Annotated in this window: 24 protein-coding genes and 1 pseudogene; 14 read left to right on the top strand and 11 right to left on the bottom strand. The window is 63.8% G+C overall.

From position 1 onward, the window contains the following. Positions 1-76: 76 nt before the first annotated feature. Together H8A92_RS20455 and H8A92_RS20450 are read right to left on the bottom strand one after the other, a co-directional pair. The gene (locus H8A92_RS20455; RefSeq protein ID WP_420831344.1) at positions 77-1,588 is read right to left on the bottom strand and encodes an AMP-binding protein; all 1,512 of its coding nucleotides are present in this window, start codon (positions 1,586-1,588) and stop codon (positions 77-79) included. Between the two features lie 83 nt (positions 1,589-1,671). Further along, positions 1,672-3,405, bottom strand: coding sequence for an extracellular solute-binding protein (locus tag H8A92_RS20450; RefSeq protein WP_229197441.1), 1,734 nt, complete (start codon positions 3,403-3,405; stop codon positions 1,672-1,674). Positions 3,406-3,802: 397 nt separating this feature from the next. Here H8A92_RS20450 and H8A92_RS20445 point away from each other — a divergent pair, with 397 nt between their 5' ends. Then, positions 3,803-4,633, top strand: coding sequence for an invasion associated locus B family protein (locus H8A92_RS20445; protein ID WP_229197426.1), 831 nt, complete (start codon positions 3,803-3,805; stop codon positions 4,631-4,633). Between the two features lie 346 nt (positions 4,634-4,979). After that, positions 4,980-6,254 carry an MFS transporter gene (locus H8A92_RS20440; protein ID WP_229197425.1) on the top strand — a complete coding sequence of 425 codons (1,275 nt, stop codon included), beginning with the start codon at positions 4,980-4,982 and terminating at the stop codon, positions 6,252-6,254. A gap of 55 nt (positions 6,255-6,309) precedes the next feature. Here the strand turns inward: H8A92_RS20440 and hspQ are convergent, their stop codons facing one another. After that, positions 6,310-6,642: a heat shock protein HspQ gene (gene hspQ / locus H8A92_RS20435; protein WP_021081543.1), complete on the bottom strand. Its 333-nt coding sequence runs from the start codon at positions 6,640-6,642 to the stop codon at positions 6,310-6,312. Between the two features lie 121 nt (positions 6,643-6,763). Between hspQ and H8A92_RS20430 the strand changes: the two genes are divergently transcribed. Then, positions 6,764-7,717 (top strand): AEC family transporter, encoded by a 954-nt coding sequence (locus H8A92_RS20430; protein ID WP_229197424.1) that lies wholly within the window; start codon positions 6,764-6,766, stop codon positions 7,715-7,717. 13 nt (positions 7,718-7,730) lie between these two features. Here H8A92_RS20430 and H8A92_RS20425 read toward each other — a convergent pair whose 3' ends face one another. Next, positions 7,731-8,915 carry a UbiH/UbiF family hydroxylase gene (locus H8A92_RS20425; RefSeq protein ID WP_229197423.1) on the bottom strand — a complete coding sequence of 395 codons (1,185 nt, stop codon included), beginning with the start codon at positions 8,913-8,915 and terminating at the stop codon, positions 7,731-7,733. A gap of 133 nt (positions 8,916-9,048) precedes the next feature. Between H8A92_RS20425 and pcsA the strand changes: the two genes are divergently transcribed. The 3 genes from pcsA to H8A92_RS20410 all read left to right on the top strand — a co-directional run bounded on the left by pcsA (position 9,049) and on the right by H8A92_RS20410 (position 11,610). Next, positions 9,049-9,777: a phosphatidylcholine synthase gene (pcsA, locus tag H8A92_RS20420; RefSeq protein WP_163160281.1), complete on the top strand. Its 729-nt coding sequence runs from the start codon at positions 9,049-9,051 to the stop codon at positions 9,775-9,777. After that, positions 9,774-10,499 carry a TerC family protein gene (locus tag H8A92_RS20415; protein WP_229197422.1) on the top strand — a complete coding sequence of 242 codons (726 nt, stop codon included), beginning with the start codon at positions 9,774-9,776 and terminating at the stop codon, positions 10,497-10,499. The genes pcsA and H8A92_RS20415 overlap by 4 nt, the downstream gene beginning before the upstream one ends. Before the next feature lie 136 nt (positions 10,500-10,635). After that, on the top strand, positions 10,636-11,610 hold the full coding sequence (locus H8A92_RS20410) for a quinone oxidoreductase family protein (protein WP_229197421.1): 975 nt from the start codon (positions 10,636-10,638) through the stop codon (positions 11,608-11,610). A gap of 100 nt (positions 11,611-11,710) precedes the next feature. Here the strand turns inward: H8A92_RS20410 and H8A92_RS20405 are convergent, their stop codons facing one another. Continuing rightward, complete coding sequence (locus H8A92_RS20405; RefSeq protein ID WP_229197420.1) at positions 11,711-12,907, bottom strand: acetylornithine transaminase; 1,197 nt, start codon at positions 12,905-12,907, stop codon at positions 11,711-11,713. 614 nt (positions 12,908-13,521) lie between these two features. Here H8A92_RS20405 and H8A92_RS20400 point away from each other — a divergent pair. The 4 genes from H8A92_RS20400 to H8A92_RS20385 all read left to right on the top strand — a co-directional run bounded on the left by H8A92_RS20400 (position 13,522) and on the right by H8A92_RS20385 (position 17,312). Next, positions 13,522-13,902, top strand: a complete 381-nt coding sequence (locus H8A92_RS20400; RefSeq protein WP_229197419.1) for a hypothetical protein — start codon at positions 13,522-13,524, stop codon at positions 13,900-13,902. Between the two features lie 155 nt (positions 13,903-14,057). Further along, positions 14,058-14,888, top strand: a complete 831-nt coding sequence (locus H8A92_RS20395; RefSeq protein ID WP_229197418.1) for an LssY C-terminal domain-containing protein — start codon at positions 14,058-14,060, stop codon at positions 14,886-14,888. A gap of 218 nt (positions 14,889-15,106) precedes the next feature. Beyond that, positions 15,107-16,459, top strand: a complete 1,353-nt coding sequence (locus H8A92_RS20390; RefSeq protein ID WP_229197417.1) for a transposase — start codon at positions 15,107-15,109, stop codon at positions 16,457-16,459. Positions 16,460-17,093: 634 nt separating this feature from the next. Beyond that, entirely contained in the window at positions 17,094-17,312 is a 219-nt protein-coding gene (locus H8A92_RS20385) for a hypothetical protein (RefSeq protein ID WP_229197416.1), read from the top strand. A gap of 124 nt (positions 17,313-17,436) precedes the next feature. On the opposite strand, the gene H8A92_RS20380 is transcribed toward H8A92_RS20385, so the two are convergent. Together H8A92_RS20380 and rimO are read right to left on the bottom strand one after the other, a co-directional pair. Continuing rightward, positions 17,437-18,135 carry a hotdog family protein gene (locus H8A92_RS20380; protein ID WP_229197415.1) on the bottom strand — a complete coding sequence of 233 codons (699 nt, stop codon included), beginning with the start codon at positions 18,133-18,135 and terminating at the stop codon, positions 17,437-17,439. Positions 18,136-18,367: 232 nt separating this feature from the next. Further along, entirely contained in the window at positions 18,368-19,693 is a 1,326-nt protein-coding gene (gene rimO, locus H8A92_RS20375) for a 30S ribosomal protein S12 methylthiotransferase RimO (RefSeq protein ID WP_229197414.1), read from the bottom strand. Between the two features lie 119 nt (positions 19,694-19,812). Between rimO and H8A92_RS20370 the strand changes: the two genes are divergently transcribed. From H8A92_RS20370 to H8A92_RS20360, 3 genes are all read left to right on the top strand, one after another. After that, positions 19,813-20,403, top strand: a complete 591-nt coding sequence (locus tag H8A92_RS20370) for an ANTAR domain-containing response regulator (protein WP_229197413.1) — start codon at positions 19,813-19,815, stop codon at positions 20,401-20,403. Next, on the top strand, positions 20,400-21,557 hold the full coding sequence (locus H8A92_RS20365; RefSeq protein ID WP_229197412.1) for a CmpA/NrtA family ABC transporter substrate-binding protein: 1,158 nt from the start codon (positions 20,400-20,402) through the stop codon (positions 21,555-21,557). The genes H8A92_RS20370 and H8A92_RS20365 overlap by 4 nt, the downstream gene beginning before the upstream one ends. Before the next feature lie 264 nt (positions 21,558-21,821). Continuing rightward, a complete protein-coding gene (locus tag H8A92_RS20360; protein WP_229197411.1) occupies positions 21,822-21,974 on the top strand; it encodes a hypothetical protein in 153 nt (50 codons plus the stop codon). Positions 21,975-22,048: 74 nt separating this feature from the next. Here H8A92_RS20360 and H8A92_RS20355 read toward each other — a convergent pair whose 3' ends face one another. The 4 genes and pseudogenes from H8A92_RS20355 to pxpB form a co-directional block, all read right to left on the bottom strand. Further along, positions 22,049-22,471, bottom strand: a complete 423-nt coding sequence (locus tag H8A92_RS20355) for a hypothetical protein (protein ID WP_229197410.1) — start codon at positions 22,469-22,471, stop codon at positions 22,049-22,051. 151 nt (positions 22,472-22,622) lie between these two features. Next, on the bottom strand, positions 22,623-23,396 hold the full coding sequence (locus H8A92_RS20350; RefSeq protein ID WP_229197409.1) for a LamB/YcsF family protein: 774 nt from the start codon (positions 23,394-23,396) through the stop codon (positions 22,623-22,625). An 86-nt stretch (positions 23,397-23,482) separates the two neighbouring features. After that, positions 23,483-24,516 (bottom strand): annotated as a pseudogene (locus H8A92_RS20345) (5-oxoprolinase subunit C family protein). Then, positions 24,513-25,244, bottom strand: a complete 732-nt coding sequence (gene pxpB, locus H8A92_RS20340; RefSeq protein WP_229197408.1) for a 5-oxoprolinase subunit PxpB — start codon at positions 25,242-25,244, stop codon at positions 24,513-24,515. Before pxpB ends, H8A92_RS20345 begins: the two are co-directional and overlap by 4 nt. A 213-nt stretch (positions 25,245-25,457) precedes the next feature. On the opposite strand from pxpB, the gene H8A92_RS20335 reads away from it, so the two are divergent. Next, positions 25,458-26,156 (top strand): ribonuclease activity regulator RraA, encoded by a 699-nt coding sequence (locus H8A92_RS20335; protein WP_229197407.1) that lies wholly within the window; start codon positions 25,458-25,460, stop codon positions 26,154-26,156. The last annotated feature ends 119 nt before the right edge of the window (positions 26,157-26,275 follow it).

Genomic DNA, 26,275 nt, shown 5'->3' with positions numbered 1-26,275 from the left:
CAAACGGCTGGGATGCTAGTTCGCATGGCTTAATGCGGCGTCAACACAATGCTAAGACTAACGCAATGATAAGATTTTAGCTCGTCGCGGTGCCGCTTCGGTCGCGAAATGCTTCGACCATCAATGGGTTAAGGCCAAGTTCTGTGAGGGCGTCGCGGGCGCGGGCATTGTCCTGGGCCCGCCCGGCCAGCCGGTGGCCGCTGAGGCGGTCCGGCAATGCCGTCAACAGCGCGCCCTGGCCGAGGCGGCGTGACCATTCCTGAAGCTCCTGGGCCAGGAACCGGTAGCCGCCGACGGTCATGACGCCCGAAGGCGGGGCGGTGATGTTGACGGCGCCGGTGACGCGATCGATCCGCGCAGCGTATTCCGTGTCGACGAAATCGCGCGGCGGCGGCGCAATCAGGCTGTCGCCCGGAGGTGGCGGCGGCGCATAGGCGGCGACCGGCACCATCGGGCCGCGCAGGCCGAGCGTGCCCTTCGGCGTCAGCAGGATCTCGCCGGCGATCGATGCACCGGGCGCTTCGCGCGGTGCGCTGTGCGGACCGGGCTTGATCGGGGCGGGCGATCCGTCTTCGGCCGTGCGGCGGGCGCCGAACAACCCGGCCTCGCCGAACAGATAGACGTCGGTCAGTGTCACGCGCCCAGAGGTCCAGTGCGCACTGGAGGCAACCTGCTCCGGCATGCGCCAGAGACCGATCACGTTGCGCAGGGTGGGCAGGCGCTCCGACAGGCCGCGCTCGTCGAGCCGCAGCGCGAGTTGCGCGGGCGCGATCAGCGTGTCGCAGCCGTGATCGTTGAATTGGGTCTCGAACGCTTCCTCGTCGAACGGGTGATGCAGGACGAGCGTTCCGCCCGACAGCAGCCAGGTCACCAGCGAGGCGCAGATGCCGGCAAACGACATCGGCGCGAACGCCGACAGGATGGTGGCACCTTGCGCCAGGTCGCTCTCCAGCGACATCGCGAGCCCGCCTGCGATCAGGCCGAAATGCGCCCGCGGCACCGGACGAAAGCCGTCGCTGGTGACATCGAAGGAGATCAGCGCCGGCTTGCGGCCATCCTGGATCATCGGGCGCGAGGTCCGGGAGTCCTGCAGGATCGCCTGGTCGAGCGATGCCATGCCTTCAGGCAGATCGGTCCCGAAGCCGCAGACGTGGCGGATCGAGAACGCTTCCGCCGCGGCGTTCATCGCGATGTCGGCATAGGAGACGCCGTCGATCCTGCCGCAGGTGACGATCGCCCGTGCCGCGGTGCGGTTGAGGACGGACGTCAGCTCGGCCTGCCGCCACAGCAGCGGCAACGGCACAACCACCAGCCCGACCCGATAGGCGGCGAGCACCGTCAGGGCGAATTCGATCGTGCCGGGAAGCTGAACCGCGATCACTGTATTGGCCGGCAATCCGCTCTCGATGAAATGGGCTGCGATCGCCGAGATTGCGCGGTCGGCCTGCGCATAGGTCAGTCGCTTGCGGGTCTGGCCGGTGATGCGCTGCTTGTTGAGTGGGTCGACCAGCGCCAGCGCCTCGGGCTGCCGCGCCAAAGTGCGCTTGAACAGCGTATCGAGCGTTGGCGAGGTGATCGACTGGTTCACAGGTTCAACGTCGGTTGCATCGCTTCGATTAGGCCGGGTCATGTCGCGTCGGGTCGCATCACCTGGCAGATCAGTATGGAAATTTACTTGGATTGCACGCTGGGCTTCTGCCACCAAGTCTCCGGCAGGTAGCCCGTCAACGCCGTGGTCGAAGGCCGTTCTATCCGATTCCAGCGCGCGATCCATTGCTCTCCCAAGTTAAATAGGGGGATAGCGTAGAAGCCCGACATCAAGGCCCGGTCCAGCGCCCGCACCGCCGAGACGAAGGCCGGCCGCTCCCGCGCCGCCAGCAGTGCCGCGATCATGGCGTCGATCGCCGGATCCCTGGCGCCCATGTAGTTTCGGGTGCCCGGCACATCGGCGGCCTGGCTGCCCCAGTAGAACCACTGCTCGTTGCCCGGCGACAGCGACTGGTCCCAGCGAATGGGGATCATGTCGAAGTCGTAGGCAACCCGGCGCTGCTCGAACTGTACCGCGTCGACCACCCGCACCGCGGCCTCGATGCCGGCGCGCTTGATGTCGCGCTGGTAGGCGAGGGCGATCCGTTCGTGCTCACGTGTCGTGACCAGGATCTCGATCCGGAGCGGCGTCCCCGTCGATCGCTGCTTCAGCACCGTGCCGTCGAGCGCGTAGCCCGCGTCGGACAGCAGCGCGAGCGCGTTGCGCAGAATCGTGCGGTCGCGCCCCGAGCCGTCGGTGACCGGCAGATGATACCGGCCGTCGAGGATGTCAGGCTGGATGTGCGACAGGTATGGCTTGAGCAGTTCGCGCTCGCGATCGTCGGCGGGACGGCCATAGGCCGACAAGTCCGAGCCGGCGAAGTAACCGCCGGCGCGCGAAAACAGCCCGAAATAATAGTTGCGGTTGATCCATTCGAAATCGAACAGCATCGCCAGCGCCTGACGTACCCTGGCGTCGGCGAGTTTCGGCCGCCGGCTGTTGAACACCAGGAATTCGGATGGCCTGGGTGTGCCGATCTTGATGACGTCGCGGATCACCTCGCCATTGCGCGCCGCCGGGAAGTCGTAGCCATCGTGCCAGCGCAGCGGCTCGGTCTCGGTCCGGAAATCGTGCAGGCCGCGCTTGAAGGCCTCGAACATCCCGTTGGCTTCGCGGTAGTAGTCGAGCCTGATCTCGTCGAAGTTCCAGAAGCCGCGGTTGATCGGCAGGTCGCGGCCCCAATAATTGGGGTCGCGCGTGAAGGTCACGCTGGCGCCGGGCTTCACCGCCGTCACACGGTAGGGGCCGGTCCCGATCGGCGGGGCCAGCGTCGTTTCCTCGAATTTTTCGGGGTCGATGGCGTGCCGCGGCAGGATCGGCATCAGGCCGAGAATCAGCGGCAATTCACGATCCGCCACGCCGCCGAAATCGAACCGGACCGTCAGCGGGTCGAGCGCCTCGGCCTTTGCAACTTTCGAATAATACTGGTGGTGCATCGGGCGGCCGTGGTCGCGCAACAGCGCCAGCGAGAACAGCACGTCGTCGGCCAGCACGGGCTGTCCGTCGGAAAAGCGGGCACGGGGATCGATGTGGAAGGTCGCATAGCTTCTGGCATCGTCGGTCTCGACGCTGCGCGCCAGCAGGCCGTACAGGGTGAACGGCTCGTCATTGCCACGCGCCATCAGGCTTTCGTAGACATAGCCGCGCTCATAGCCGTAGCCCCTGACCTGCGGGACCGCGACGCCCCTGACGATCAGGGGATTGAGGCTGTCGAAGGTGCCGATCACGCCCTGGATCAGCCGGCCGCCCTTGGGAGCGTCAGGATTGGCATAGGGCAGGTGGGTGAAGTCGGCGGGCAGCGCAGGGGCGCCGTGCATCGCGATGGCGTGGCTCTCGGCGCCGGCCGCAGCGGCAAGCCCGCCCGTCAGCGATGCCGAGATGAGTGCCAAGCCGAGTGCCAGGCCGAGCCGGATCGCGGCCAACGCGCCGCGCCCGACGCGCCCGGGAACAGGTGTGTGAGGCGCGGGATTTGATTCGCGAAACGTCACATCGGGAGGTTTATCACAGGCCGCTGAAACTCGCCGTCACACAGCCGCAAATGCGGTTGTCGGCATTGATCTTTCCGCGCGCCGCTGTATTGAAGGCGTGCAATTGGATCGGCGGGAACGCCAGTCACGTATCCGCCTCAATTGACTAGGAGACAGCCGCCCAAACGGCTATGGGTCGGCGCCTGCAGCGGTTTCGGGCGCTGCCGTTCAGAAAGGGTTTTCCGCAATGAATTTCCGTATCTTGGCCGCCCCGGTCCGGCCGCATGGGCGAATTGTTGCCCTGATGGCGGCGACGGCATTGTCTGCAGCGCTCCTGGTTCCTGCCGCTCAGGCCCAGCAGCCGGCAGCGCCGGCGCCTGCGGCACCGAAGGCAGCGCCCAAGGCGGCACCCAAGGCAGCTCCGAAGGCGGCTCCGGCAGCCCCGGCACCCGCAGCCCAGGCACCGGCCGCAGGTGCGCCGCCCGCTGCGGCCGCTGGCCAGCAGCCGCCGCAGGATCAGCAGATCCAGCTGATCTACGCCCCCTGGACCAAGTTCTGCCTGAAGGGCCAGGAAGCCAACGCCAAGCAGGTTTGCTTCACCGGCAAGGACGGCCGCATCGAGTCCGGCCAGCCCGTGATCGCCGCCGTGATCATCGAGCCGGAAGGCGAGCCGAAGAAGATCCTGCGCGTCACGCTGCCGCTCGGCATGCAGCTGGTTCACGGCACCCGCATCATCGTCGACGGCAACCCGCCGCAGCAGGCGCCCTATGTGATCTGCTTCCAAAACGGTTGCATGTCCGACTATGAAGCAACCCCCGAGCTGATCGCCAACATGAAGAAGGGCCAGAACCTCGTTGTTCAGGCGATCAATTCGAATGGCGCGCCGCTGACGTTGCCGCTGCCGCTCAACACCGAATTCGCCAAGGCCTTTGACGGCCCGCCGACCGATCCGAAGGTGTTCGAGGAGAACTCGAAGAAGCTGCAGGAAGAGTTGCAGAAGCGCGCCGAAGAGCAGCGCAAGAAGCTGGAAGGCGCAGGCGGCGCGACGCCGGCTCCGGCCAACCCGGCGGCCAAGTAAGCTTCGATCAGACTTTCGATCGAGCGTTCAAGAAAACGCGAGATCGTCGCAGTCAAAAGGCGCCCGCAAGGGCGCCTTTTTTGTCATGCGATACGGACTGGCTGATGGCAGCCTGCTGCGCTGGTGACAGTGCCCGTCGTGTGCGATGTTCGTTGAAGGGCATTGCGATTGCGTCGTGCGTTGAGCGCGTGTCGTCGGTGCCTTGCCCGGACAAGTCCGGCGTCGAAGCACAATCATAAATCCGATACGGGAGGCCAGACGAAAGCGCGGAACGCGCCTTCGATACGCAAACGCGCGTGGTTCTTCGTGATCGCTGGCCGCCATTCGCAGTCATGGAAGTCGCGCAATGTCCCAGCAAGTGAGCACGCAGCGTCGGGAACCGCTCTCCCGGCCTACAGAGTCGCCGGTCGCGGCTCCTGCGGTCGATGCTGGTATCCGCGTCAACCAGGACAACGTCCCTGGTGCCTTTCATCCCGGCATCGTGCATCTGGCGCTGGCAATGGGCGGGTTCGCGATCGGCATCGCCGAATTCGCCACCATGAGCCTGCTGCCGTTCTTCGCCCACGATCTCGACGTCAGCGAGCCCCAGGCCGGCCACGCGATCAGCGCTTACGCCCTCGGTGTCGTGGTGGGTGCGCCCGTGATCGCCGTGCTGTCGGCGCGCATGACGCGGCGGACGCTGCTGATCGCGCTGATGGGCTTCTTCGCGATGATGAACGGCCTCTCCGGGCTCGCGCCCGACTATCACACCATGCTGGCGCTGCGCTTCCTCGCTGGGCTGCCGCACGGCGCCTATTTCGGCATCGCCATGCTGGTCGCGGCCTCGCTGGTGCCGATGGACAAGCGCACGGCCGCCGTCGGCCGCGTGATTCTCGGCCTGACGATCGCGACCACGATCGGTGTACCGCTGGCCAACGGGGTGGGGCAGGTGATCGGCTGGCGCTGGGCCTTCGCGATCGTCGCCGGCCTCGCGCTATTGACCGCAATCCTGGTGCTGATCTTCGCGCCGCGTGACGTGGCCAACACCAACGCGAGCCCGTTGCGTGAGTTGTCGGCGCTCGGGCGCAAGCATGTCTGGCTGACGCTCGGGATCGGCGCGATCGGCTTCGGCGGGCTGTTCTCGGTCTACACCTATCTCGCCTCGACCATGCTGGCGGTGACACATACGTCACTCGCGCTGGTGCCGGTGACGCTGTGCGTGTTCGGCGCCGGCCTCACCGCCGGCAACATCATCGTGCCGCGCTTCGCCGACCGCGCGCTGATGGCGACCGCGGGTGGGCTCTTGCTGTGGTCGGCCGCGACGCTGGCGCTGTATCCGCTGGCGGCGACGAATTTCTGGACGCTGAGCGCCGACGTGTTCCTGATCGGGCTCGGCGGGGCGCTCGCCACCGTGCTTCAAACGCGGCTGATGGATGTCGCGGGCGAGGCGCAGAGCCTCGCTGCGGCGCTCAATCACTCCGCCTTCAACGTCGCCAATGCGCTCGGCCCGTGGCTCGGCGGAATGGCGGTTGCGGCGGGCTATGGCTGGACGTCGACCGGCCTCGTCGGCGCGGGCCTGGCGCTGGCCGGCTTTGTGGTCTGGGCGATCGCGGCGGCGCTCGCCAAACAAGAGGGCGTGTGAGCAGGTGAGATGCGCCAGCGCGAACGCCGTGGCAGTTGCGGAGCGACGCCGCGCGTCAGTTCAGCGAGGGATTGCGCGGACGGTAGCCGCCCGACTTGTCCTTGATGAAGATCTCAGCCACCTGCGAATGCCGGATCGGCTCGCCGGACTCGTCGGGCAGGAGGTTCTGCTCCGAAACATAGGCGACGTACTCGGTCTCCGAGTTTTCCGCGAGCAGATGGTAGAACGGCTGGTCCTTGTGGGGCCGCATGTCCTCGGGGATCGACAGCCACCATTCCTCGGTGTTGTTGAACTCCGGGTCGATATCAAAAATCACGCCCCGGAAGGAGAACACCCGGTGACGGACGATCTGCCCGATCTGGAATTTGGCGGTGCGCGCTTTAATCATGGTTCGTCGATAGACCAACATTGTGGCCGATGCTAGGGGCTAAGCTGCGAATTAACCTGCAGTTTACCGATTCCAGCCCTGCAAAAACGATCCGAAATCCGGCCGAGAAACTACTTTCAGAATGATCGATATCCTCAATCTGGCGTTGCCGTATTTCGGCTTGATCTTCATCGGTTACGCGTGTGGAAAAGCCAAGGGTTTGCCCGAGAGCGGGCTGGCCTGGATGAATTTCTTCCTGCTTTACGTTTCGTTGCCGGCGTTGCTGTTCGGGATCATGTCCAAGACGCCGTTTGCCGAGCTGAACAACCCGCCATTCCTGATCGCCACCACGCTCGGAACCGTGCTCGCGTTCTCCCTGGCGATGGTCGTGGGCAAGCTGATGGGGGGCTTGACGCTGCGCGAGGCGACACTGGCCGGCCTGTCGGGTGCCTACGGCAATATCGGCTATATGGGCCCTGGGCTGGCGCTCGCCGTGCTCGGCGCCAAGGCGGCAGCGCCGACCGCGCTGATCTTCTGCTGCGACAGCATCTTCCTGTTCTCGATCGTGCCGCTGCTGATCGAACTCACCGACCGCGACCATCCCTCGCTGCTGCACGCATTCGGCGTGGTGCTCAAGCAGATCGTGCAGAACCCGCTGATCATGTCGGCCGTGTTCGGCGCGCTGGTCGCCGCGTTTCATATTCCAATTCCAGTCGCGCTCGACCGCACCATCCAGTTCCTGCAGAACGCCGCCGCGCCGATGGCGCTGTTCGCGCTCGGCGTCACCGTGGCGCTGCGGCCGTTCGAGCGGGTGCCGTGGGAGGTGCCGGGCGTGGTCGCGATCAAGCTGTTGATCCACCCGCTGCTGGCGTTCGGACTGATGCTGCTGTTCGGGCCGTTCGCGCAGCCCTGGGCCGCGACCGCGGTGCTGATGGCCTCGCTGCCGCCGGCGCTCAACGTGTTCGTGATCGCGCGGCAGAACGACACCTGGATCGAGCCGGCCTCGGTCGCGGTGCTGATCGGCACCTTCGCCTCGGTGGTCACGCTGACCAGCGTGATGTGGTTCATCCAGAGCGGACGGCTGGTGTTTCCCTAAGCGAACATGAGGCTCAGCGCCGCCATGACGGCGCGAGGCCCTCGCGCATCGCCAACCGCCGCAGCGGGCCGAAGGCGCCGAGCAGGTGCAGGCCTGCGGCACGCGCGGTCTGCACGCCCAGGAAATCGCTGAGAAGCGAGCGGTTGGCGATGTCGATCGCCCAGGTCCGGCTGGCAACGTCGGGACGCCGCGCCGCTTGATAGCGTGACAACACCTGGCGCGCGCCGGGATCCTCGCCGCGGCCGATCGCCTGGCCTGTGATCTCGGCGATATCGGCGGCGTCGCGCAGCCCCATGTTGAGGCCCTGCGCGCCGATCGGCGGCAGCACATGGGCGGATTCCCCGACCAGCGCGATCCGGTCTTGTGCAAACTGCCGCGGCCGCTCGATCGCCAGCGGAAACACGTGACGGCCGCCCTGCACCTCGACGCGGCCGAGGATGGAATGCGACTGCCGTTCGGCCGCGACGGACAATTCCTCGTCGCTGAGCGCCTTGAGCCGCTCGGCCTCCTTGGGCGAGGAGACCCAGACCACGCTGCTCCTGTTGCCGGCGAGCGGCACGAACACGCAAGGGCCGTGCTCGGTGTGAAACTCGGTCGAGATGTTGTTGTGCGGCCGGCTGTGCGTGATGTTGAAGGTGAGGGCGGACTGCCCGAGCGCGCGGCTCGTCACCTCGATGCCGGCGGCCTCGCGGGACAGTGAATTACGCCCGTCGGCGCCGACCACGAGTCGTGCCCGGAGCGACTGGCCCTGCCGCGTCACCACGGTGACATCGGCATCGCCGGGCTGCACCGAGGCCGCCTCGTCGTCGAACCGGGTCAGCGCGGCCATCTCGCCGGCGCGGTCCTCGAGCGCTGCGACCAGCGAGCGATTGTCGATGTTGAAGCCGAACTGCTCGCGGCCGATCTCGTCCGACGTGAACCGGACCTCGGGTGCGCGGATCAGGCGGCCGGTGTCGTCGACGAGGCGCATGGTCTTCAGCGCTGCCGCCTTGTCGCTGCAGCGCCGCCAGACGTCGAGCCGCTCCAGGATCTCGGTCGAGGCGCCGAGCAGCGCGGTGGTCCGGTTGTCGGCATAGGGCGCGCGGCGCGCCAGCAGCGCGGTCCGCGCGCCGGCGTCGGCAAGCGCAATGGCAGCCGTCAATCCGGCCGGGCCGCCGCCTATTACGATAACGTCATAATCCTGCGAGCTGTCGGTCATATCAGGACATTTGACATGCTTGGCCCGATTTTCAAGCCATCGGTAACCACCAAGAGTTTCCAACGCCTTGCGCGGCAGAACGCCGCAAGACTGCATATGCAAAGGGGGCCGATTCCTGATAGCACTTCGGCAGATGGAGCACTCGAGCCAGCCGGATGCGTTGCCAGAACGGATGCGGACCGCCGCATTCTCCGTTCATATTTTCACGGCACTCGGCGCCGGCGTCGCGCTGCTGGCAATGCTCGAAGCCGTGCGCGAGCACTGGGCCAACATGTTCGCCTGGCTAGGGGTCGCGCTGATCATCGACGGGATCGACGGCCCGCTGGCGCGCCGGCTCGACGTGGTGCGGTTGCAGCCGAACTGGTCGGGCGAGGTGCTCGACCTGGTGGTCGATTTCGTCACCTATGTATTCGTGCCGGCCTATGCGATCACTGCGAGCGGCATGCTGCTGCCGCTGGCCGCGCCGATCCTCGGCATCGGCATCGTGGTTTCCAGCGCGCTGTATTTCGCCGACCGTCGCATGAAGGCCGACGACAACCATTTCCGCGGCTTTCCGGCGCTGTGGAATGCGGCGGCGTTCTATCTGTTCCTGCTGCATCTGCCGCCGGTGCTGTCGACCATCGTCGTCGCGGCCCTGATCGTGCTGACCTTCGCGCCGTTCCACGTGCTGCACCCGTTCCGCGTGGTGCGGCTGCGCTGGCTGACGCTGTGGCTGCTTTTCGCCTGGGCGGTGCTCGGCGCGTACACGCTCGCCAATGATTTCGTGGTCGCTCCCTCGATCACTTTCGGTCTCTGCGCCATCGCCGTCTACATCGTCGGCAGCGACACCGTGATCCGCCGGATGAAAGCCTTCAGAGCATGATGCAATTGATCACCAGCCCGGAAGCCTGGGCTGCGTTGTTGACCCTGACTGCGCTCGAGATCGTGCTCGGCATCGACAACGTCATCTTCCTCTCGGTGATCGTCTCGCGGATCCCGCAACCGCAAGCCAACCGCGCGCGGCAGATCGGCCTGCTGCTGGCGCTGGTGTTCCGTATCCTGTTGCTGTCGATCCTGGTCTGGCTGATCGGGCTGACCCAGCCGGTGATCGTTGTTCAGGACGTCTCGCTGTCCTGGCGGGACGTCATCCTGATCGGCGGCGGCCTGTTCCTGATCGCCAAGGCGACCCATGAGATCCACGGCGAGGTCGAGGCGCGTGAGGGGGAGGCCGCCGACAAGCCGAATGCCAGCGCGTTCTTCTGGGTGATCGTGCAGATCATCATCATCGACCTGGTGTTCTCGCTGGATTCGATCATCACCGCGATCGGCATGGCGCAGGACATCGAGATCATGATCGCGGCGGTCGTGATCGCCTGTGCGATCATGTACATCTCGTCGGGGCCGGTGGCGCGGTTCGTCGCGGAGCATCCGACCACCAAGATGCTGGCGCTGGCCTTCCTGGTGCTGATCGGCGTGGCGCTGGTGGCCGACGGTTTCAAATTCCACATTCCGCGCGGCTACATCTACTTCGCCATCGCGTTCTCGGCCGCCGTCGAGGCATTCAACGTCATGGCCAAGCGCAACCGCAGGAAGCCGGCGCGGTAAGCATGATTCGGAAAAGTGCGAAGCGGTTTTCCGAAAAGATCATGCATCTAGTCTAGGGTTCCGGCCCGCTTGGTTGACAAGGCGGCGCCGATGGCATTCGCTCGCTTGACGCGAGATTTCTGAGGGGAGCGACGACATGACCAAGGCTGTGCGCGTGCACAAGGTTGGGGGCCCGGAAGTCCTGACCTATGAGGACGTCGAGGTCGGCCCGCCGGGCAACGGTGAGGTTCGTATCCGCCAGCACGCGGTCGGGCTGAACTTCATCGACGTCTATTTCCGCACCGGCCTCTACAAGGCGCCGAGCCTGCCGTTCATCGCCGGCAACGAGGCCGCAGGCGAGGTTTTGGCTGTCGGTCCGGGGGTGACCAATTTCCACCCCGGCGATCGAGTCGCCTACTACTACAACCTCGGCGGTTATGCGTCCGAGCGCGTCATCCCGGCCGACAAGCTCGTCAAGCTGCCCGACCATATCACCTACGAGCAGGGCGCCGTGCTGATGCTCAAGGGGCTCACGGTCTGGTACCTCTTGCACAAGACCTTCAAGGTCGAGCAGGGCCACCGCGTGCTGATCCACGCCGCGGCCGGCGGCATCGGGCTGCTGGCCTGCCAATGGGCGCGGGCGCTCGGCGCGCATGTCATCGGCACCGTCGGCTCGAAGGCGAAGGCGGATCTCGCGCTTGCCAATGGTTGCGACCACGTCATCCTCTACAACGAGGAGAACTTCGTCGAGCGCGTCAAGCAGATCAGCCGCGGCGAACTCTGCGATGTCGTCTATGACGGCGTCGGCAAGACCACGTTCCCAGGATCGCTGTCCTGCCTGCGGCCGCGCGGCCTGTTCGTCAGCTTCGGCAATGCGTCGGGCCCGGTCCCGCCGTTCCCGCTCGCCGAACTGAACAACCACGGCTCGCTGTTTGCGACACGGCCCAAGCTCAACGACTATGTCGGCACCCGCAAGGAATTGCTCGAAGGCGCCGACACGCTGTTCGCCGCCGTGATCAACGGCAAGCTGCACGTGCCGATCAACCACGCCTATGCGCTGAAGGACGCGGCGAAGGCGCATATCGACCTAGAGAGCCGGGCGACGACAGGCGCGGCGATTCTCAGGCCGTAATTTCTCGCCGTCATTGCGAGGAGCGAGGCGACGAAGCAATCCATTGTCCCGCATATGCGGAGGGATGGATTGTTTCGCTTCGCTCGCAATGACTGGTGCGTTACGCCACCCGCCTGGCCGCGCCGACCTTCGTCAGCACCGTATCCAGGCAATCGATCATCGCCGAGATTTCCTCCCGCGTGACGTTGAGCGCCGGCATGAAGCGCAGCGTGTCCGGCTGCGGCGAGTTCACCAGCACGCCGGCCGCAAACGCCTCGGCGACGACGGCCGCGCCGATCGGCATCTTGAGGTCGAGCGCCAGCAGCAGGCCGCGGCCCCTGATCCCGCCGAGCCCATGCCGCGCCGACAGCCGCTGCAATTCGCGCTCGAGCAGCTGCCCGGTGTCGGCGACCGATTTCAGGAAATCGGGCCGGCCGATCTGATCGAGTACGGCGAGGCCCGCGGCGCACATCAACGGATTGCCGTTGAAGGTGCCGCCCTGATCGCCGTGATCGAAGCACGAGGCATGCTCGGTCGCGAGTAGCGCCGCCAGCGGCACGCCGCCGCCGATGCCTTTGCCGAGCGTCATGATGTCGGGCTCGACTCCGGCATGCTCATAGCCGAACAACTTTCCGGTCCGGCCCATGCCGGTCTGGATCTCGTCGACGATCAGCAGCAGGCCGCGCTGCTGGGTCAGCGCCCGCAACTCCCCGAGGAATTCATCGGTGGCGGGCCAGACGCCGGCTTCGCCCTGGATCGGCTCCAGCATCACCGCGACCGTCGATGGCGAGATCAACTTCCGCACCGACTCGATGTCGTTCAGCCGCGCTTTCCGGAAGCCCGAGACCTTCGGCTCGAACAGCGGCTCGAACGCCTTCTTGCCCGAGGCCGACATGGTCGCGAGCGTGCGGCCGTGGAAGCCGCCCTCGAAGGTGATGATCTCGTGCGCGCCGTTCTTGTATTTCGCGCCGTATTTCCGTGCGAGCTTGATCGCGCCTTCGTTGGCCTCGGCGCCTGAGTTGGCGAAGAACACCTGGTCGAAGCAGCTGTTGTCGACCAGCGCCTTTGCCAGCTTCAGGCTCGGCTCGTTGTAGAATGCCGGGCTCGGCGTCAGCAGCCGTCTGGCCTGCGCGGCCAGCGCGTCGGCCACGGCCGGCGGCGAATGGCCGAGGGCGTTGACGGCCCAGCCTTGCACGAAATCGAGATAGCGGTTGCGGTTGGCGTCCCAGAGGTACGAGCCCGCGCCGCGCACGAACACAACCTGCGGGCGGGCGGTGATATCCATCAGCGCGTCGAACGGTTGGGTAGCGTTGATCATGTCGATCTCCTCTGGGGGCGGTGTAGGGAATGGGGGACAGGCCGAAAAGCGAGAAGGCCGCGCTTTGGGGGCGCGGCCTTCTCGAAAACCCTGGCTGATGTCAGCTAATCAGCGATGGCGTCGGACACGGCGCAGCCCAGCATCGTCGCGGGTGCGACGACGGCAGATGGCGCGGCGGTGGGTCCGGTTCAGCTTCATGGCGCAGGCCCATACAGCCGAAGCGGCGTCGGTGTCAAGCGGGAGGTGATACCGCACGCAATCGGCTCGCGGAGCGTGTTAGGCTGCGACGAGGCAATCCTGGAGGTGGCGCCGTGATCAAGCTGCTGATCGAAAGAGACCTTCCGGCCAATTTTCGACGTGACCGATGACGTGCAGGCGGCGCGTCACGCGCGACCCATTGCGGCCCTCAGCCAACAGTCGCCGCTTCCTCTGGAATACCCGCCGCCGAGTAGTATTCGAGGGGCGACGAAACAAAATCTGCCGGCATGAAACCATTTTCCGGCCTTCACGAAGGCATGGTGAAACAATCGGGCGGTTAAAAATAGCCTTGGAAGCGATGGGCAAAGGGGAACTGCAAAAAGAACAACGATCGCCGTGGGGCGCGGAACAAGGGCATGTCACAGATTCGCAAAGGTTTTTTAGTCGCTCTCGCGACTGCATTGACGATCGGCGCCGTGCAATTCGCTTCAGGTCACGACCTCGGCGACCGCTGGCACGCGGGCTCTGAGCAGCCAGGTCAGATCGTCAACCGAGCCGGCAAGGCAGATCACCTTGCTGCCCCTAAGTCGTTCGCAGTCCAGACGAAAACGGTTTCTGTGCGCTTGAACGATCAAGCCGATACATCGGTCCTGATCCGTGTTCCGTCTGCGCAAGCCCGTATCACCAAGACGCCGCTGTGGAATCAGAGCCGTAAGCCGACAGTCGCCTGCGAGCCCATGGTCAGCACGCTCACGGAAGTCGCAAGGCTCCTGCAGCCTGGCCGTTGCGTGACCTGATCGGCTCAATCCGCTTTCCTGATTGGCGGTGCGAGCCAAGTTCGGCGCTGACAGCCTATATCCGCAATCTTATTGACGGAGCCGAGCCACTGGCGTCGAAGACCTGCCAAATCCTCAGCTGTTGGACCGACGGGATTTCAACGAGGCCGTGCAAGATGAGATTGCTCAAGCTTCTTGTGCAGCGTTTGCTCATCTTTGGATTGGGAATCTTCTGTGTTTGGTTGATTGTCTTCGTTGTTTTTGAAACTGCGGACCGCAGGCTACCTTGGATCCTGGCAGTCAGTGCCACCTACGGAATCGCCGCATATCTCGTTCTGCCACGTGCGATTCGGATGGGCTTGAAGATTCTGCAAAGCAAACGTGTGCCGAGTTACACGATTACGGGCGACGGACTGCCTGGAGATCCCGTGAACGTCGTGCTCGTCGGTACGCTCCAGCAGCTTCGCGGGGCCTTCGCAGCGCTCGGCTGGTCGGAAGCAGATCGGCTTAGTCTAGCCAGTTCATGGGGCATGGTCCGAGCCTTTGTGCTCAATACTCCATACCCCACCGCCCCGTTCAGCACCCTCTATCTTTTCGGGCGGGGCCAGGACATCGGTTTTCAAAAGGCGATCGATAACAGCCCGCGGAAGCGCCACCACGTAAGGTTCTGGGCCTTGAGTCAAACGCGTGCCCAGGCAACTTGGGGAACAGCAGATTTCTGGCTAAACACCGAACGCCCGCCGGAAAACGAATGCGTTCTTTGGATAGGAGCTGGCACCAGGGACACCGGCCTATCCCTCACTCGTCTTTCATTTCAAATCACCCACGCCACAGATTCGGATACGAATGCAGAGCGCGATTATATTATCGGTGAGTTGAAGAGGATTCGAACCATCCAAGCGGTGAAAGTTTATCAGGCCGGCGAAAATCTTCTCGCCGAACGCGTCAATCACTACATTACCGATGGCGAGATCACGTTGGCGATTCTGGTTGGAAACGAAGATTGACGCCAACGCCAGGGTTTTCTGCTATCCCCCAAACTGTCCAGCTACGCGAGCCCGGTTTCGCGGTTTCAAGAAAATAACCGTGGTGGGCCGCGTCCTCCCCGCGATGATTCCGCTATCGACATCCATGTCTGTTGTTGGTCGATTTTGTTGAAAAAGGCCGCAGTTGCGACTCAGAGATACCAGTGATTCAGTCTGTTTAATTGGCAGGACTGAACATCATGATGGGACATCGGCAAGTCGAACAGGCTGCTTTGTTCTATGAGTTCTCGCTCGAGAGGCATGTCCCTTCCGACCACTTGCTTCGCTCGATCGATAGATTTGTCGATCTTGAACAGATTAGGCAGGACCTGGCGCCGTTCTACAGTAAGATCGGCCGGCCTTCGATCGATCCCGAGCTGATGATACGGATGCTTCTGATCGGCTATTGCTTCGGCATCCGATCGGAGCGGCGTCTGTGCGATGAGGTTCACCTCAATTTGGCCTACCGGTGGTTCTGCCGGCTCGGCCTGGACGTTGCGGTGCCGGATCACTCAACGTTCTCCAAGAACAGACATGGTCGCTTCCGAGAAAGCGATCTCTTCCGTCGCGTGTTCGAGAACGTCTTGCACCGTTGTATCGAGGAGCGGCTGGTCGGCGGTGAAGGATTTGCCGTGGATGCGAGCCTGATCAAGGCCGACGCCAATCGGCAAAAGGGGATTGAAGGCGATAAGGGACTCCCACCGGAGGCGACAGGCCGAGCGATAAGCGAGTACCTGGTCGTCCTCGACGATGCCGCTTTCGGAGCAGCGACCGAGGTCACCCCGAAGTTCGTGTCGCCCGCCGATCCGGCGGCACGCTGGACCGGCGCGCACGGCGGCCAAGCCTTCTTCGCCTACTCGACAAACTACCTGGTCGACGTCGAGAACGCGATCATCGTCGATGTCGAGGCAACCACGGCAATCCGGCAGGCGGAGGTGTTGGCTGCCAAGCGCATGATTGAGCGCTCGCTCGAACGGTTCGACCTTTACCCCACCCGGCTCCTCGGCGACAGCGGCTATGGCTCGGCCGAGATGCTCGGCTGGCTGGTTTACGAGCACGGGATCGAGCCGCACGTGACGGTGTTCGACAAGTCGGCCCGCGCGGACGGGACCTTTTCGCGCGAGGACTTCACCTATGACCACACCAGCGACATCTATACCTGCCCCGCCGGCAAGATGCTGACCACAACCGGAACACTGGTGAACGATGGCGCAACGATGCTCTACCGGGCGAGCAAGCACGATTGCACCGGCTGCGCCTTGAAGGCTCGCTGCTGCCCCAAGGACTTTGTCCGCAAAGTGTCTCGCTCGATCTACGAGGGCGCTCGCGACATGGCGCGCGAGATAGCACGATCATGGGAGGGCCGTACTTCACGCCGGTTGCGGAAGAAGATCGAGATGCTGTTTGCGCACCTCAAGCGCATTCTCAAGCTCGACCGTTTACGATTACGAGGCCCAAACGGCGCACGCGACGAGTTCACCCTCGCAGCCACCGCACAGAACCTTCGGAAGATGGCCAAGCTGATCGCGATGCCTACAGCAAGGCCCGCATAGGGACCACCCCGATCTCATCCCCGCCCAACCATTACAACAGAATACTGCCAGCCTTTTTCAACGGAATCGGCCCGTTTGAGACGTCCAGTCGTGCTCGCCAAAGGTCGGCTTATCAGGGAAGACCGGAAGCAGCGGGCGTAGTGTCAAGCCGACCCGATTGACCCAAAGCGGGCGTTTGCGCCTTTGAATTTCATTTTTGAGAAACGAACGGATTGTACAACCTTATGCTGCAAAAGGGAGAGGCGAATGCTTTGCTTCGAGGTTTGGAGGAATGGTGAAAAACTAACGACAGCGGGTGTGTCCGAAGGCGTAATATCCGTCATTTTGCACTGGGTAGGCAAAGGGCCGGACGCTTCATCAAACGCCGCTTCGTCAGCGCAAGCGATCCCGGGGATTAAGTGTGTAGTCGGTGGAATTGAGGGCGCGGCTACTTCGGTCGACTGGTACGAAACGGATCAGTTGAAGATCGGCGACGAACTCAGGGTACGCTTAATATCGTCCGATCAATCCGATCCACCAATTCGATCACAGACGGCCCCGCGTGGTAGCCCGGATTGGATGAAAAGACACCGCCCGGAATAATTTCTAATATTATTGGAGGGAAGTTCAGGAAAAGTAGGAGGGATTTCGACAAATGGCTGGAAAGCGATCCAACGCGGATGAAACGTCGGCAGATGTTCGCGACATGCCATTGTCGTGGTTCAATGCCGAAATCAAGCGCTGCCTACACGGGTATGAGACTGGCGGAAGTAGCCAAGGGCGCAAAGCCTTCTTCAAGCGTTTAATCTGGACCGAAGCAGAACGCGAAAAGAACCACGGCATCGCGGCTCCACGCCGCCGATTTGGACGGTGACTTCCGTTTCTGGCCCATGTCGACCAATGCGCCCGACCACCTACCTGTCCGCTCCGAGAGGTAGACCGGACCTTACCGAGATTGGGCCAAACCGTCGAGTTTGACCCGAAGCCGACCATCGTTGCTATCGCATCGAATAGCCGCGCACTATGCCCGACAGGGCATTAGGTAACGTGACGGGCTGTCCACTATGGATCGCGTTGAGATCATTCTTGCAAAGGAGAAAAATCCGCTCCGAAGGATCGAACTGGTTGCTTTTTGCGTGCCTCTTGAAGCCTTCTATTGCATAGCCAGTACCATAAGCTTCACCGGTATCGGACGATCCGGTGTAACGCCTCCAATGCAGGCGCGGCTGTCTTGTGGTGAGGCACTCGCCAAGAAAAATGCCGAGATCGAATATGACATTGAGACCTCTTAATTCGCCAATCCACGGTGTCTTCATCTGGTAGAACATTTGCCCCACGGTCCAGTCTCTCAGGCTCGGGACAAGCGCGAAGGAATTTTGGGGAAACCAATGCGACAAACTCGCAAGGCCCGCGTCATCAAAGTCGGCGCTCACACCGAGTTTAGCCAGAAACAATTTCAGCGAGGCCACACGTGAAGCGCGCTGTTCCATAAAATAAGCAAAGTTTTCGTCGGCCCGTGCAACAAATTCAGGGATCGTTTTGAGATAGGCTTCCTCGGACTGGTCGAGAGTGCGTCGCAGAAAGTTCGGACCCTGACGGTGCGGCGGTTGGTAGAGTGGGTAGTCGGCGATGACCGGCAACAGCAATTGCCGTTGCTCAGCCAACTGTTTCGGCTCGCGCTTCAACCAACCAAACATTGTTTGTTCCCAGAGGCGACAGAGATGCTTGGCCGAGCATACGCACCATTTTCCCTCTATCAAGTCACGCAATTCTCAGGGGGAGCGAAATACTCGTATCGGGTGCTCTCAATGTCCGCTGCTGGCCCATCGCGACATTTGCTGCGCTTGCGCAAAGGAGGTCGGTATCGGAGCGAAGCGGATTTCACCGCCGGTTTATGAATGCACGGCCGAGTGCAGCAGCGTATTCGCGTCAGAATCCGGCGACGCTGCCGTGCAGGTCGTACTGGTCGGAGCGCTCGATCTTGGCGGTGACGATCTCGCCGACCTTGAGCGGGCGGCGGCTGGTGAGATAGACGGCGCCGTCGATCTCAGGCGCGTCCGCCTTTGACCGGCCTTTGGCCACCGTCGGGCCGACCTCGTCGATGATCACCTGCTGGCGGGTGCCGACTTTGTGCTTCAGGCGCCGGGCCGAGATCTTCTGCTGCCGCGCCATCAGCGCGTTCCAGCGCTCGTGTTTGACCTCGTCGGGCACGGCATTGGCAATCGCGTTCGACGTGGCGCCGGCGACCGGCTCGTATTTGAAGCAGCCGAGGCGGTCGATGCCAGCTTCATCGAGCCAGTCGAGCAGATAGGCGAAGTCGGCATCGGTCTCGCCGGGGAATCCGACGATGAAGGTTGAGCGCAGCGTCAACTCGGGGCATTGCTCGCGCCATTTCTGGATCCGCGCCAGCGTCTTCTCCTGTGCGGCCGGACGCTTCATCGCGCGCAGCACATCGGGGCTCGCATGCTGGAACGGGATGTCGAGATAGGGCAGCACCTTGCCCTCGGTCATCAGGCCGATGACCTCGTCGACATGCGGGTAGGGATAGACATATTGCAGCCGCACCCAGGCGCCGAGCTCGCCGAGCTCCTTGGCGAGGTCGAAGAATTTCGCGCGCACGCTGCGATCCTGCCACGGGCTCTCGGCGTATTTCAGGTCGACGCCATAGGCCGAGGTGTCCTGCGAGATGACGAGCAGTTCCTTGACGCCGGCCTTCACCAGCTTCTCGGCTTCGCGCAGCACGTCATTGGCCGGCCGCGACACCAGGTCGCCGCGCAGCTTCGGAATGATGCAGAAGCTGCAGCGGTTGTTGCAGCCTTCGGAAATCTTCAAATAGGCGTAGTGCCGCGGCGTCAGCTTGACGCCCTGCGGCGGCACCAGGTCGAGATGCGGGTTGTGCGCCGGCGGCAGCGCGCGATGCACGGCGTCCAGCACGCTCTCATATTGCTGCGGTCCGGTGATCGAGAGCACGCCGGGATAGGCGCTCTCGATCTGCTCAGGCTCCGCGCCCATGCAGCCGGTGACGATGACCTTGCCGTTCTCGGCCATGGCCTCGCCGATTGCGGCGAGCGATTCCTGCTTGGCGCTGTCGAGGAAGCCGCAGGTGTTGACGATCACGATGTCGGCGCCGTCATGCTTGCGCGCGAGCTCATAGCCCTCCGCGCGCAGCCTCGTGATGATGCGCTCGGAATCGACCAGCGCCTTGGGGCATCCCAAGGACACGAAGCTCACTTTCGGCGCGGCGGCCTCTTGCATATCGTCCCAAATCTGCCTGATTGATGGGCAGGAGCTAGTCCCAATTGCCGAGAATTACAACCCTTTCCCGGGCCTTCCGGCATGATATGGATGCGGTTGCCGGGGCTTAAGAGTTGTCGATGAGCGCAGAATCGTCTCCCAAGATCGTCATCGTCGACGAGAGCCCGATCCGTGCGGCCATCCTCGAGGAGGGACTGCGGGAGGCGGGCTACACGGACGTGGTCCATATCAGCGAGATGCAGAGCCTGCTCTCGCGGATCTATGCGCTCGACCCCGAGATCATCGTCATCGACCTCGAGAACCCCAGCCGCGACGTGCTGGAACAGATGTTCCAGGTCAGCCGTGCCGTGCGCCGGCCGATCGCGATGTTCGTCGACCAGAGCGACGCCGCCTCGATCCAGGCGTCGGTGGAGGCGGGCGTCTCCGCCTACATCGTCGACGGCCTCAAGAAGGAGCGGATGAAGCCGATCCTCGATCTCTGCGTCTCCCGCTTCAAAGCCTTCGCCAAGCTGCAGGACGAGCTCGACCGCACCAAGCATGCGCTGGAGGAGCGCAAGGTGATCGACCGCGCCAAGGGCATCCTGATGAAGGTGAAGGGGCTGACCGAGGAGGAGGCCTACGTGCTGATGCGTTCGACCGCGATGCGCGAGAAGAAGAAGATCGGCGAGATCGCGCAATCGATCCTAACGGCGTCGGAGCTGCTCAAATGACCACACCCTTGCGCATCGGGTTCATTCCGCTGGTCGACGCCGCCGCATTGATCGTCGCCGTCGACAAGGGATTTGCCGCGACTGAGGGCCTCGACATCACGCTGGTGCGCGAGGTGTCGTGGTCGAATGTTCGCGACAAGCTCAACATCGGCCTGTTCGATGCCGCGCATCTGCTGGCGCCGGTGGCGATCGCATCACACCTCGGGCTCGGCCACGTCAAGGTGCCGATCGCAGCACCCTTCAATCTCGGGCTCAACGGCAACGCCATCACGGTGTCGCCGGCGCTGCACGCAGCGCTGATGGCGGAAATCGACGGCGACCGCTTCGATCCGATGGCGACCTCGCAGGCGCTCGCCCGCGTGGTTGCAAAACGGCGCAAGAGCGGGGCGGAGCCGCTGACCTTCGGCATGACCTTCCCGTTCTCGACCCACAATTATCAATTGCGGTTCTGGATGGCTGCCGGCGGCGTCGATCCCGACGAGGACGTGCAGCTCGTGGTGCTGCCGCCGCCCTACATGGTCGACAGTCTCGCCAACGGTCAGGTCGACGCGTTCTGCGTCGGCGCGCCCTGGAATTCGATCGCGGTCGATCTCGGCGTCGGCCACATCCTGCACTTCGTCTCCGACATCCTGCTCAGCGCGGTCGAAAAGGTGCTGGCCGTGCGCGAGAGCTGGTCGGAGAAGCATCCCGATGTCGTCGTGGCGCTGGTCCGTGCGCATCTGCGCGCTGCTGATTTCATCGAGCAGCCGGAGAACCGGCCCGAGGTCGCGCGGATGCTGGCGCAGCCCGAGCGGCTCGGCGTCGATGCCAGCGTCATCCAGCGCACGCTCGATGGCCGGCTGAAGATCTCGCCGGACGGCACGATGCGCGAGAGCAATCGCTATCTGCTGGTCGGGCGTGAGGCAGCCGCGCGGCCGGACCCGGGGCAGGCGGCCTGGCTCTACGCGCAGATGGTTCGCTGGGGCCAGACGCCGTACCGACCGGAGGCGTTGAAGGCTGCCATGGCGGTGTTCCGGCCAGACCTCTACGACGCTGCGTCAGGCCACCCGGCAGGCCCCTCCCACGCCATCGGCGCGTTCGCAGGCCCACCGTTCGATCCGGCCGACGTTCCGGGCCATCTGGCGGCGTTCAAGATCCGGCGCTGGAAGCCCTGAATGCGGCTGCGGCCGCGCCCAGATATACACCTCGGACTACTTTGCATGGGGTTGTTTTCGAGATTTTCGGTTGTTGTGGGATTGGTGCGGGTTCCCGACGCCTCGAATTGCGACGAATAAGATTCTCGGACCAACCCGCGAGGAAGAATATTCCTCTGGGAACCGGGTTCCCCGAGGGGGCGGCATCGCTATTTTTGCCACCCGCTTGAATTGCCGCGCGAACGATATTCCATATGCCCGAGAATGGGGCGTTGGAGATCGACCATGCGCGAACTATCGGCGGAAGCCCGCCTGCACTTTTACGCGCGACAAATATCCAGGAAGTCCGGGACCGGAATTCAGACTGCGGCGCTTTACAGCGCGTTTGCGGTGATCGCCGCCATCGTGTTCGGCACGCTGTCCGTCCACCCGTTCTGAGGCCCTGAAAGAACTGCAAAGCCGCCGCCCGATGTCCTCAGGCGGCGGCTTTGTGTCAGCTGGATGCTGATAGATCAGTAGCCGTAGCCGCGACCATACCCGTAGCCGAAACCGTAACCGCCGCCGCAGGTGCTGCAGGTCTGCTGAACAGGCGCGTAGTAGGAATAGCCCGGCGAGACCATCTGGGTGCGCTCCTGGGTGGCGTATTGCGGCGGGATGCGCTCATAGTCGACGCCTTCGGGCGCGACCATCACGGTCTTCGGCACCATCACGGTACGATACTGCGCCGGCGTGCGATGCGCGATGACGCGGCCCGGCGACACCATCACGGTTTCCTGCACCGTGCGATATTGCGGCGGCACGGTCTGCACCTGATAGCAGGTCGTGCAGGGCTGGGGCGGCGGCGTATAGCAGCTGTAGCAGCCGGCGGACGCTGCGCTTGTGAAGGCGGCCGTAGCAACCGCGGCAATGGCAAGGGAGAGGCTGGTGCGGAACATGCTTTCGTACCCAATTTCCTGAGAGGACAATCAAAGGCTCGGAAGCTGCACCTAGCAATCAAACGGCAAGTTTGGGTTTAAGAAGGTTCTTAACGGAATCTAAAGGGACCGGCGCTGCGGCCGGCCCTTGCTGATGAGATGTGTTCGCTTCTCAGTGCGCAGTCTTGAACGGCGCAACCGCAATGCCCGCCTGCTTCAGCGCCTCGCGCAGGCCGCGCGCGATCTCGACGGCGCCGTGCGTGTCGCCATGGATGCAGACGGTATCGGTCTGCATCTTGATCACCTTGCCGGTGACCGAGACGACAGCGCCGTCCTGCACCATGCGCACCACGCGTTCGGCGATCGCCTTCGGATCGTGCAGCACCGCGCCGGGCTTCTTGCGCGACACCAGATTGCCGTCGTCCTCGTAGGCACGGTCGGCAAACACTTCATGCGCCATCCGCAGATTGGCGGCTTCACCCGCGCGCACCAGTTTCGAGTTGGCGAGCACCACGAAGATCAGATTGCGATCGACGGCCTTGATCGCATTGGCGATCGCCTTGGCCGTCATGTCGTCCTCGCAGGCGACGTTGGACAGCGCGCCATGCGCCTTCACATGGGTGACCTTGTGGCCGGCCGCAGTCGCGATCGCCTGCAGTGCGCCGATCTGATAGGCGACAAGGTTCTCGATTTCCGACGATGTCAGCCCGGGCACCGGGCGGCGGCCAAAGCCGTGCAGATCGCGGTAGCCGGGATGGGCGCCGACGCTGACGCCGCGCGCCTTCGCGAGCTCGACCGTCTTGCGCATAATGTCGGCGTCGCCGGCATGGTAACCGCAGGCGACGTTGACCGAAGTCGCAAGCTCGATCATCGCGGCGTCATTGCCCATTTCCCAGGGCCCAAAACTTTCGCCGAGATCGCAATTGAGGTCGATGGTTGAGGTCATGACGATCGATCCGTTTGTTGCTGTTGGCTCTTTTGTTTGAGCATGATCTTTTCGGAAAACCGCTTCACACTTTTCCGGATCATGCTCTAGGGTACCGCGACTTGCCAGGTCACGGCGTCGATGGCGCTGACCGCCTGGCCTGCAACATTAGCATCCTTCAGCGCCTCGACGTTGAGGCCAAAGTCCTCGATGCCGCGGAGACGATCGGGCAGGGAACGCAGCAGCGCGTGAAACTTGATCGCCTCGGCTTGCGCTTCCGCGATCGTCACCGCCTTGAAGCGGAACGGCCGGCGGCCGAGATCTGCGCGAAGCGGCCGAAATCCGCCGTGATCACGGTTGCGATCTTCGGATAGCCGCCGCTGGTGCCGCGATCCGGCATCAGCACGATCGGCTGGCCGTTGCCCGGCACCTGGATGCTGCCGTTCACGGTGCCGTCGGAGACGATGTTGTGGCCGTCGAGGTGCTTGATGGCGGGACCTTCGAGGCGGTAGCCCATGCGGTCGCTGGTGGCCGAGATCTTCCACTCGCTGTCGGTGAGCAGCCTCTTGCTTTCATCGGCGAACTCGTCGTCCTGCGGGCCGAACACGATCCGGATCGGCGCGTCGTTCGAGGCCGGCAATTCGATGCGGCGCTCGGCTATGCCGCTCGCGGCCTGCGTCTTCAACTCGTCGCCGCTTTGCAGCGGCCGCGGGTAGGGGCTGCCGAGCCCTGCGCGGGCGTTGACCGCGAGGCTGCCGAACATCGGTTCGCCCTCGATGCCGTGCTCGATCGCGAGATAGCTGAACGAGCCGCCGCGGGCGAAGCCGAGATTGAGCGTCTCGCCTTCGGCGAGCGTCGCCGAACTGTCGAACGCGACCGGCCGGCCGCCGATATCCGCATTGCGTGAGGCGCCGGCGAGCCCGACCCGCACCGCACCGCCGCGCGCGGTGAAGCTGGCGCCGAACGGGCCGATTTCGACGGCGGCGGCAAGCAGCTCATTGCCGACCAGCGTGTTTGCCGCAGCCAGCGACAGCCGATCCATCGCGCCGCTCGGCACCAGGCCATAGCGTTGCGAGCCCGGACGCCCGCCGTCCTGTACCGAGCTTGCCGGGCCGATCGAGGTGACGACGAGCTTGCTCATGGCCGCACCAGTTCTGCGACGAACTCGCCGGCATCGGCGGCGCGGTCCTGTTCCGCAAAGGTCTTGGCATCGACCGCCGTGAAGGTGATGGCGTCGCCCGGCTCCAGCAGGAAGGTCGGATCGCGATGCAATTGGTAGGTTCTCACCGGGGTACGGCCGAGCAGGTGCCAGCCGCTCGGGCCGGCCAGGCATTGCACGCCGGTCTGGATGCCGCCGATCGAGATCGTGCCGGCGGGAGTCAGGAGCCGCGGGTCCTTGCGCCGGGGCATGTGCAGGAACGTCTCTAGCCCGCTGAGATAAGACCAGCCCGGCGTGAAGCCGATCATGGCGACGCGATAGTCGCCGGCGACGTGGCGTGCCACGATCTCGTCCGGAGTGGTTCCGAGCGCCTTCGCGACGTCCTCAAGATCGATGCCGTGCTCGCCGCCATAGGCGACGGGAATGCGCCAGCGCCGCGTGCCGGTCTCGGTCGGCGGCGCCTTGGCGGCGCGCGCGAGCAGTTGCTCGCCGAGCGCGTCGAAGCCGATCTGCACGGGATCGTAATGCACCAGCAGCGAGCGATAGGTCGGCACGGTCTCGGTGACGCCGGCGATCGGCTCGGCCGCGATCACGCGGTCGAGTGCCAGCACGCGCCGGTTGGCGGCGTTGTCGATGGTGCGGCTGAATTCCACCGTGATGGCGCTGTCGCCACTCGGCAAAAGGCGGGGAGGACTTAAGGGTTCGGCCATTGGATCAAGCGGGCTTCGTCGGCCATCAAGCTAGCGTGTTTCGATCCAAAACGGAATTCGCTTCGTGCAAAATGATACAGCAACTTCAATAAATTAATCGGCATGCCGGCGATAAATTTAGATGATCGCAGCATTTTCGCGCAGCCCTTGACGCAGCGCCTTCGCCCGGCAACATGCGCCGGTCTTTTCCTCCCATCGGAGCAAGCTTTCCAGATGTCACTGTCCACCGAGGCGATCGCGACGCTGTCGCACGTGTCCACCGCCACCATCACCACCGTCCTGCTCAAGAAGGGCCTGCGAAACATCTGGATGCGCGGCACCAAGCCGCTGAAGCCTGGGCAGAAGCGGCTGGTCGGACCCGCCTTCACGTTGCGCTTCGTGCCGGCTCGCGAGGACCTGGCGACGCCGGAATCCTGGTCGTCGCCGATCTCGACCCGCACCGCGATCGAGGCGATGCCGACGGGCTGCATCGCCGTGGTCGATGCCATGGGCATCACCGACGCCGGCATTTTCGGCGACATCCTCTGCGCGCGCATGGTCAAACGCGGGGTTGCGGCGCTGATCACCGATGGCGTGGTGCGTGACCTCGAGGGTGTGCTCGGCACCGGCCTGCCGGTCTGGTGCGACGGCTACGCGGCGCCGCCGTCGGTCGCCGGCCTGACCTTCGTCGGCTGGGGCGAACCGATCGGGTGCGGCGGCGTTGCCGTGTTTCCGAATGACGTCGTCGTGGCCGACCAGGACGGCGCGGTGCTGATCCCGCAGGCCTTCCTCGACCATGTGCTGGCCGAGGGACCCGAGCAGGAGCGGATGGAAGCCTGGATCGTCAACGAGGTGAACAATGGCGCCCAGCTACCCGGCCTCTATCCGATGAATGCCGAGACCAAGGCGCGTTACGCCGCAAGCAAGAAATAACGTCAAGAGAGCGAGGTAACCCCATGGATATCCACGTTTCCGGCTCGCGGCCGACCCGTCGCGCGCCGAAGGAGAACTTCACCGGCAGCGTGCTGCAGGACCCGATCAACATGGCGCCG

It is taken from the genome of Bradyrhizobium acaciae (genome assembly GCF_020889785.1).
Classification (GTDB): Bacteria; Pseudomonadota; Alphaproteobacteria; order Rhizobiales; family Xanthobacteraceae; genus Bradyrhizobium; species Bradyrhizobium acaciae.
Note: the sequence above shows the minus strand (reverse complement) of the source record. Positions and strands in the feature narration are given on the sequence as shown.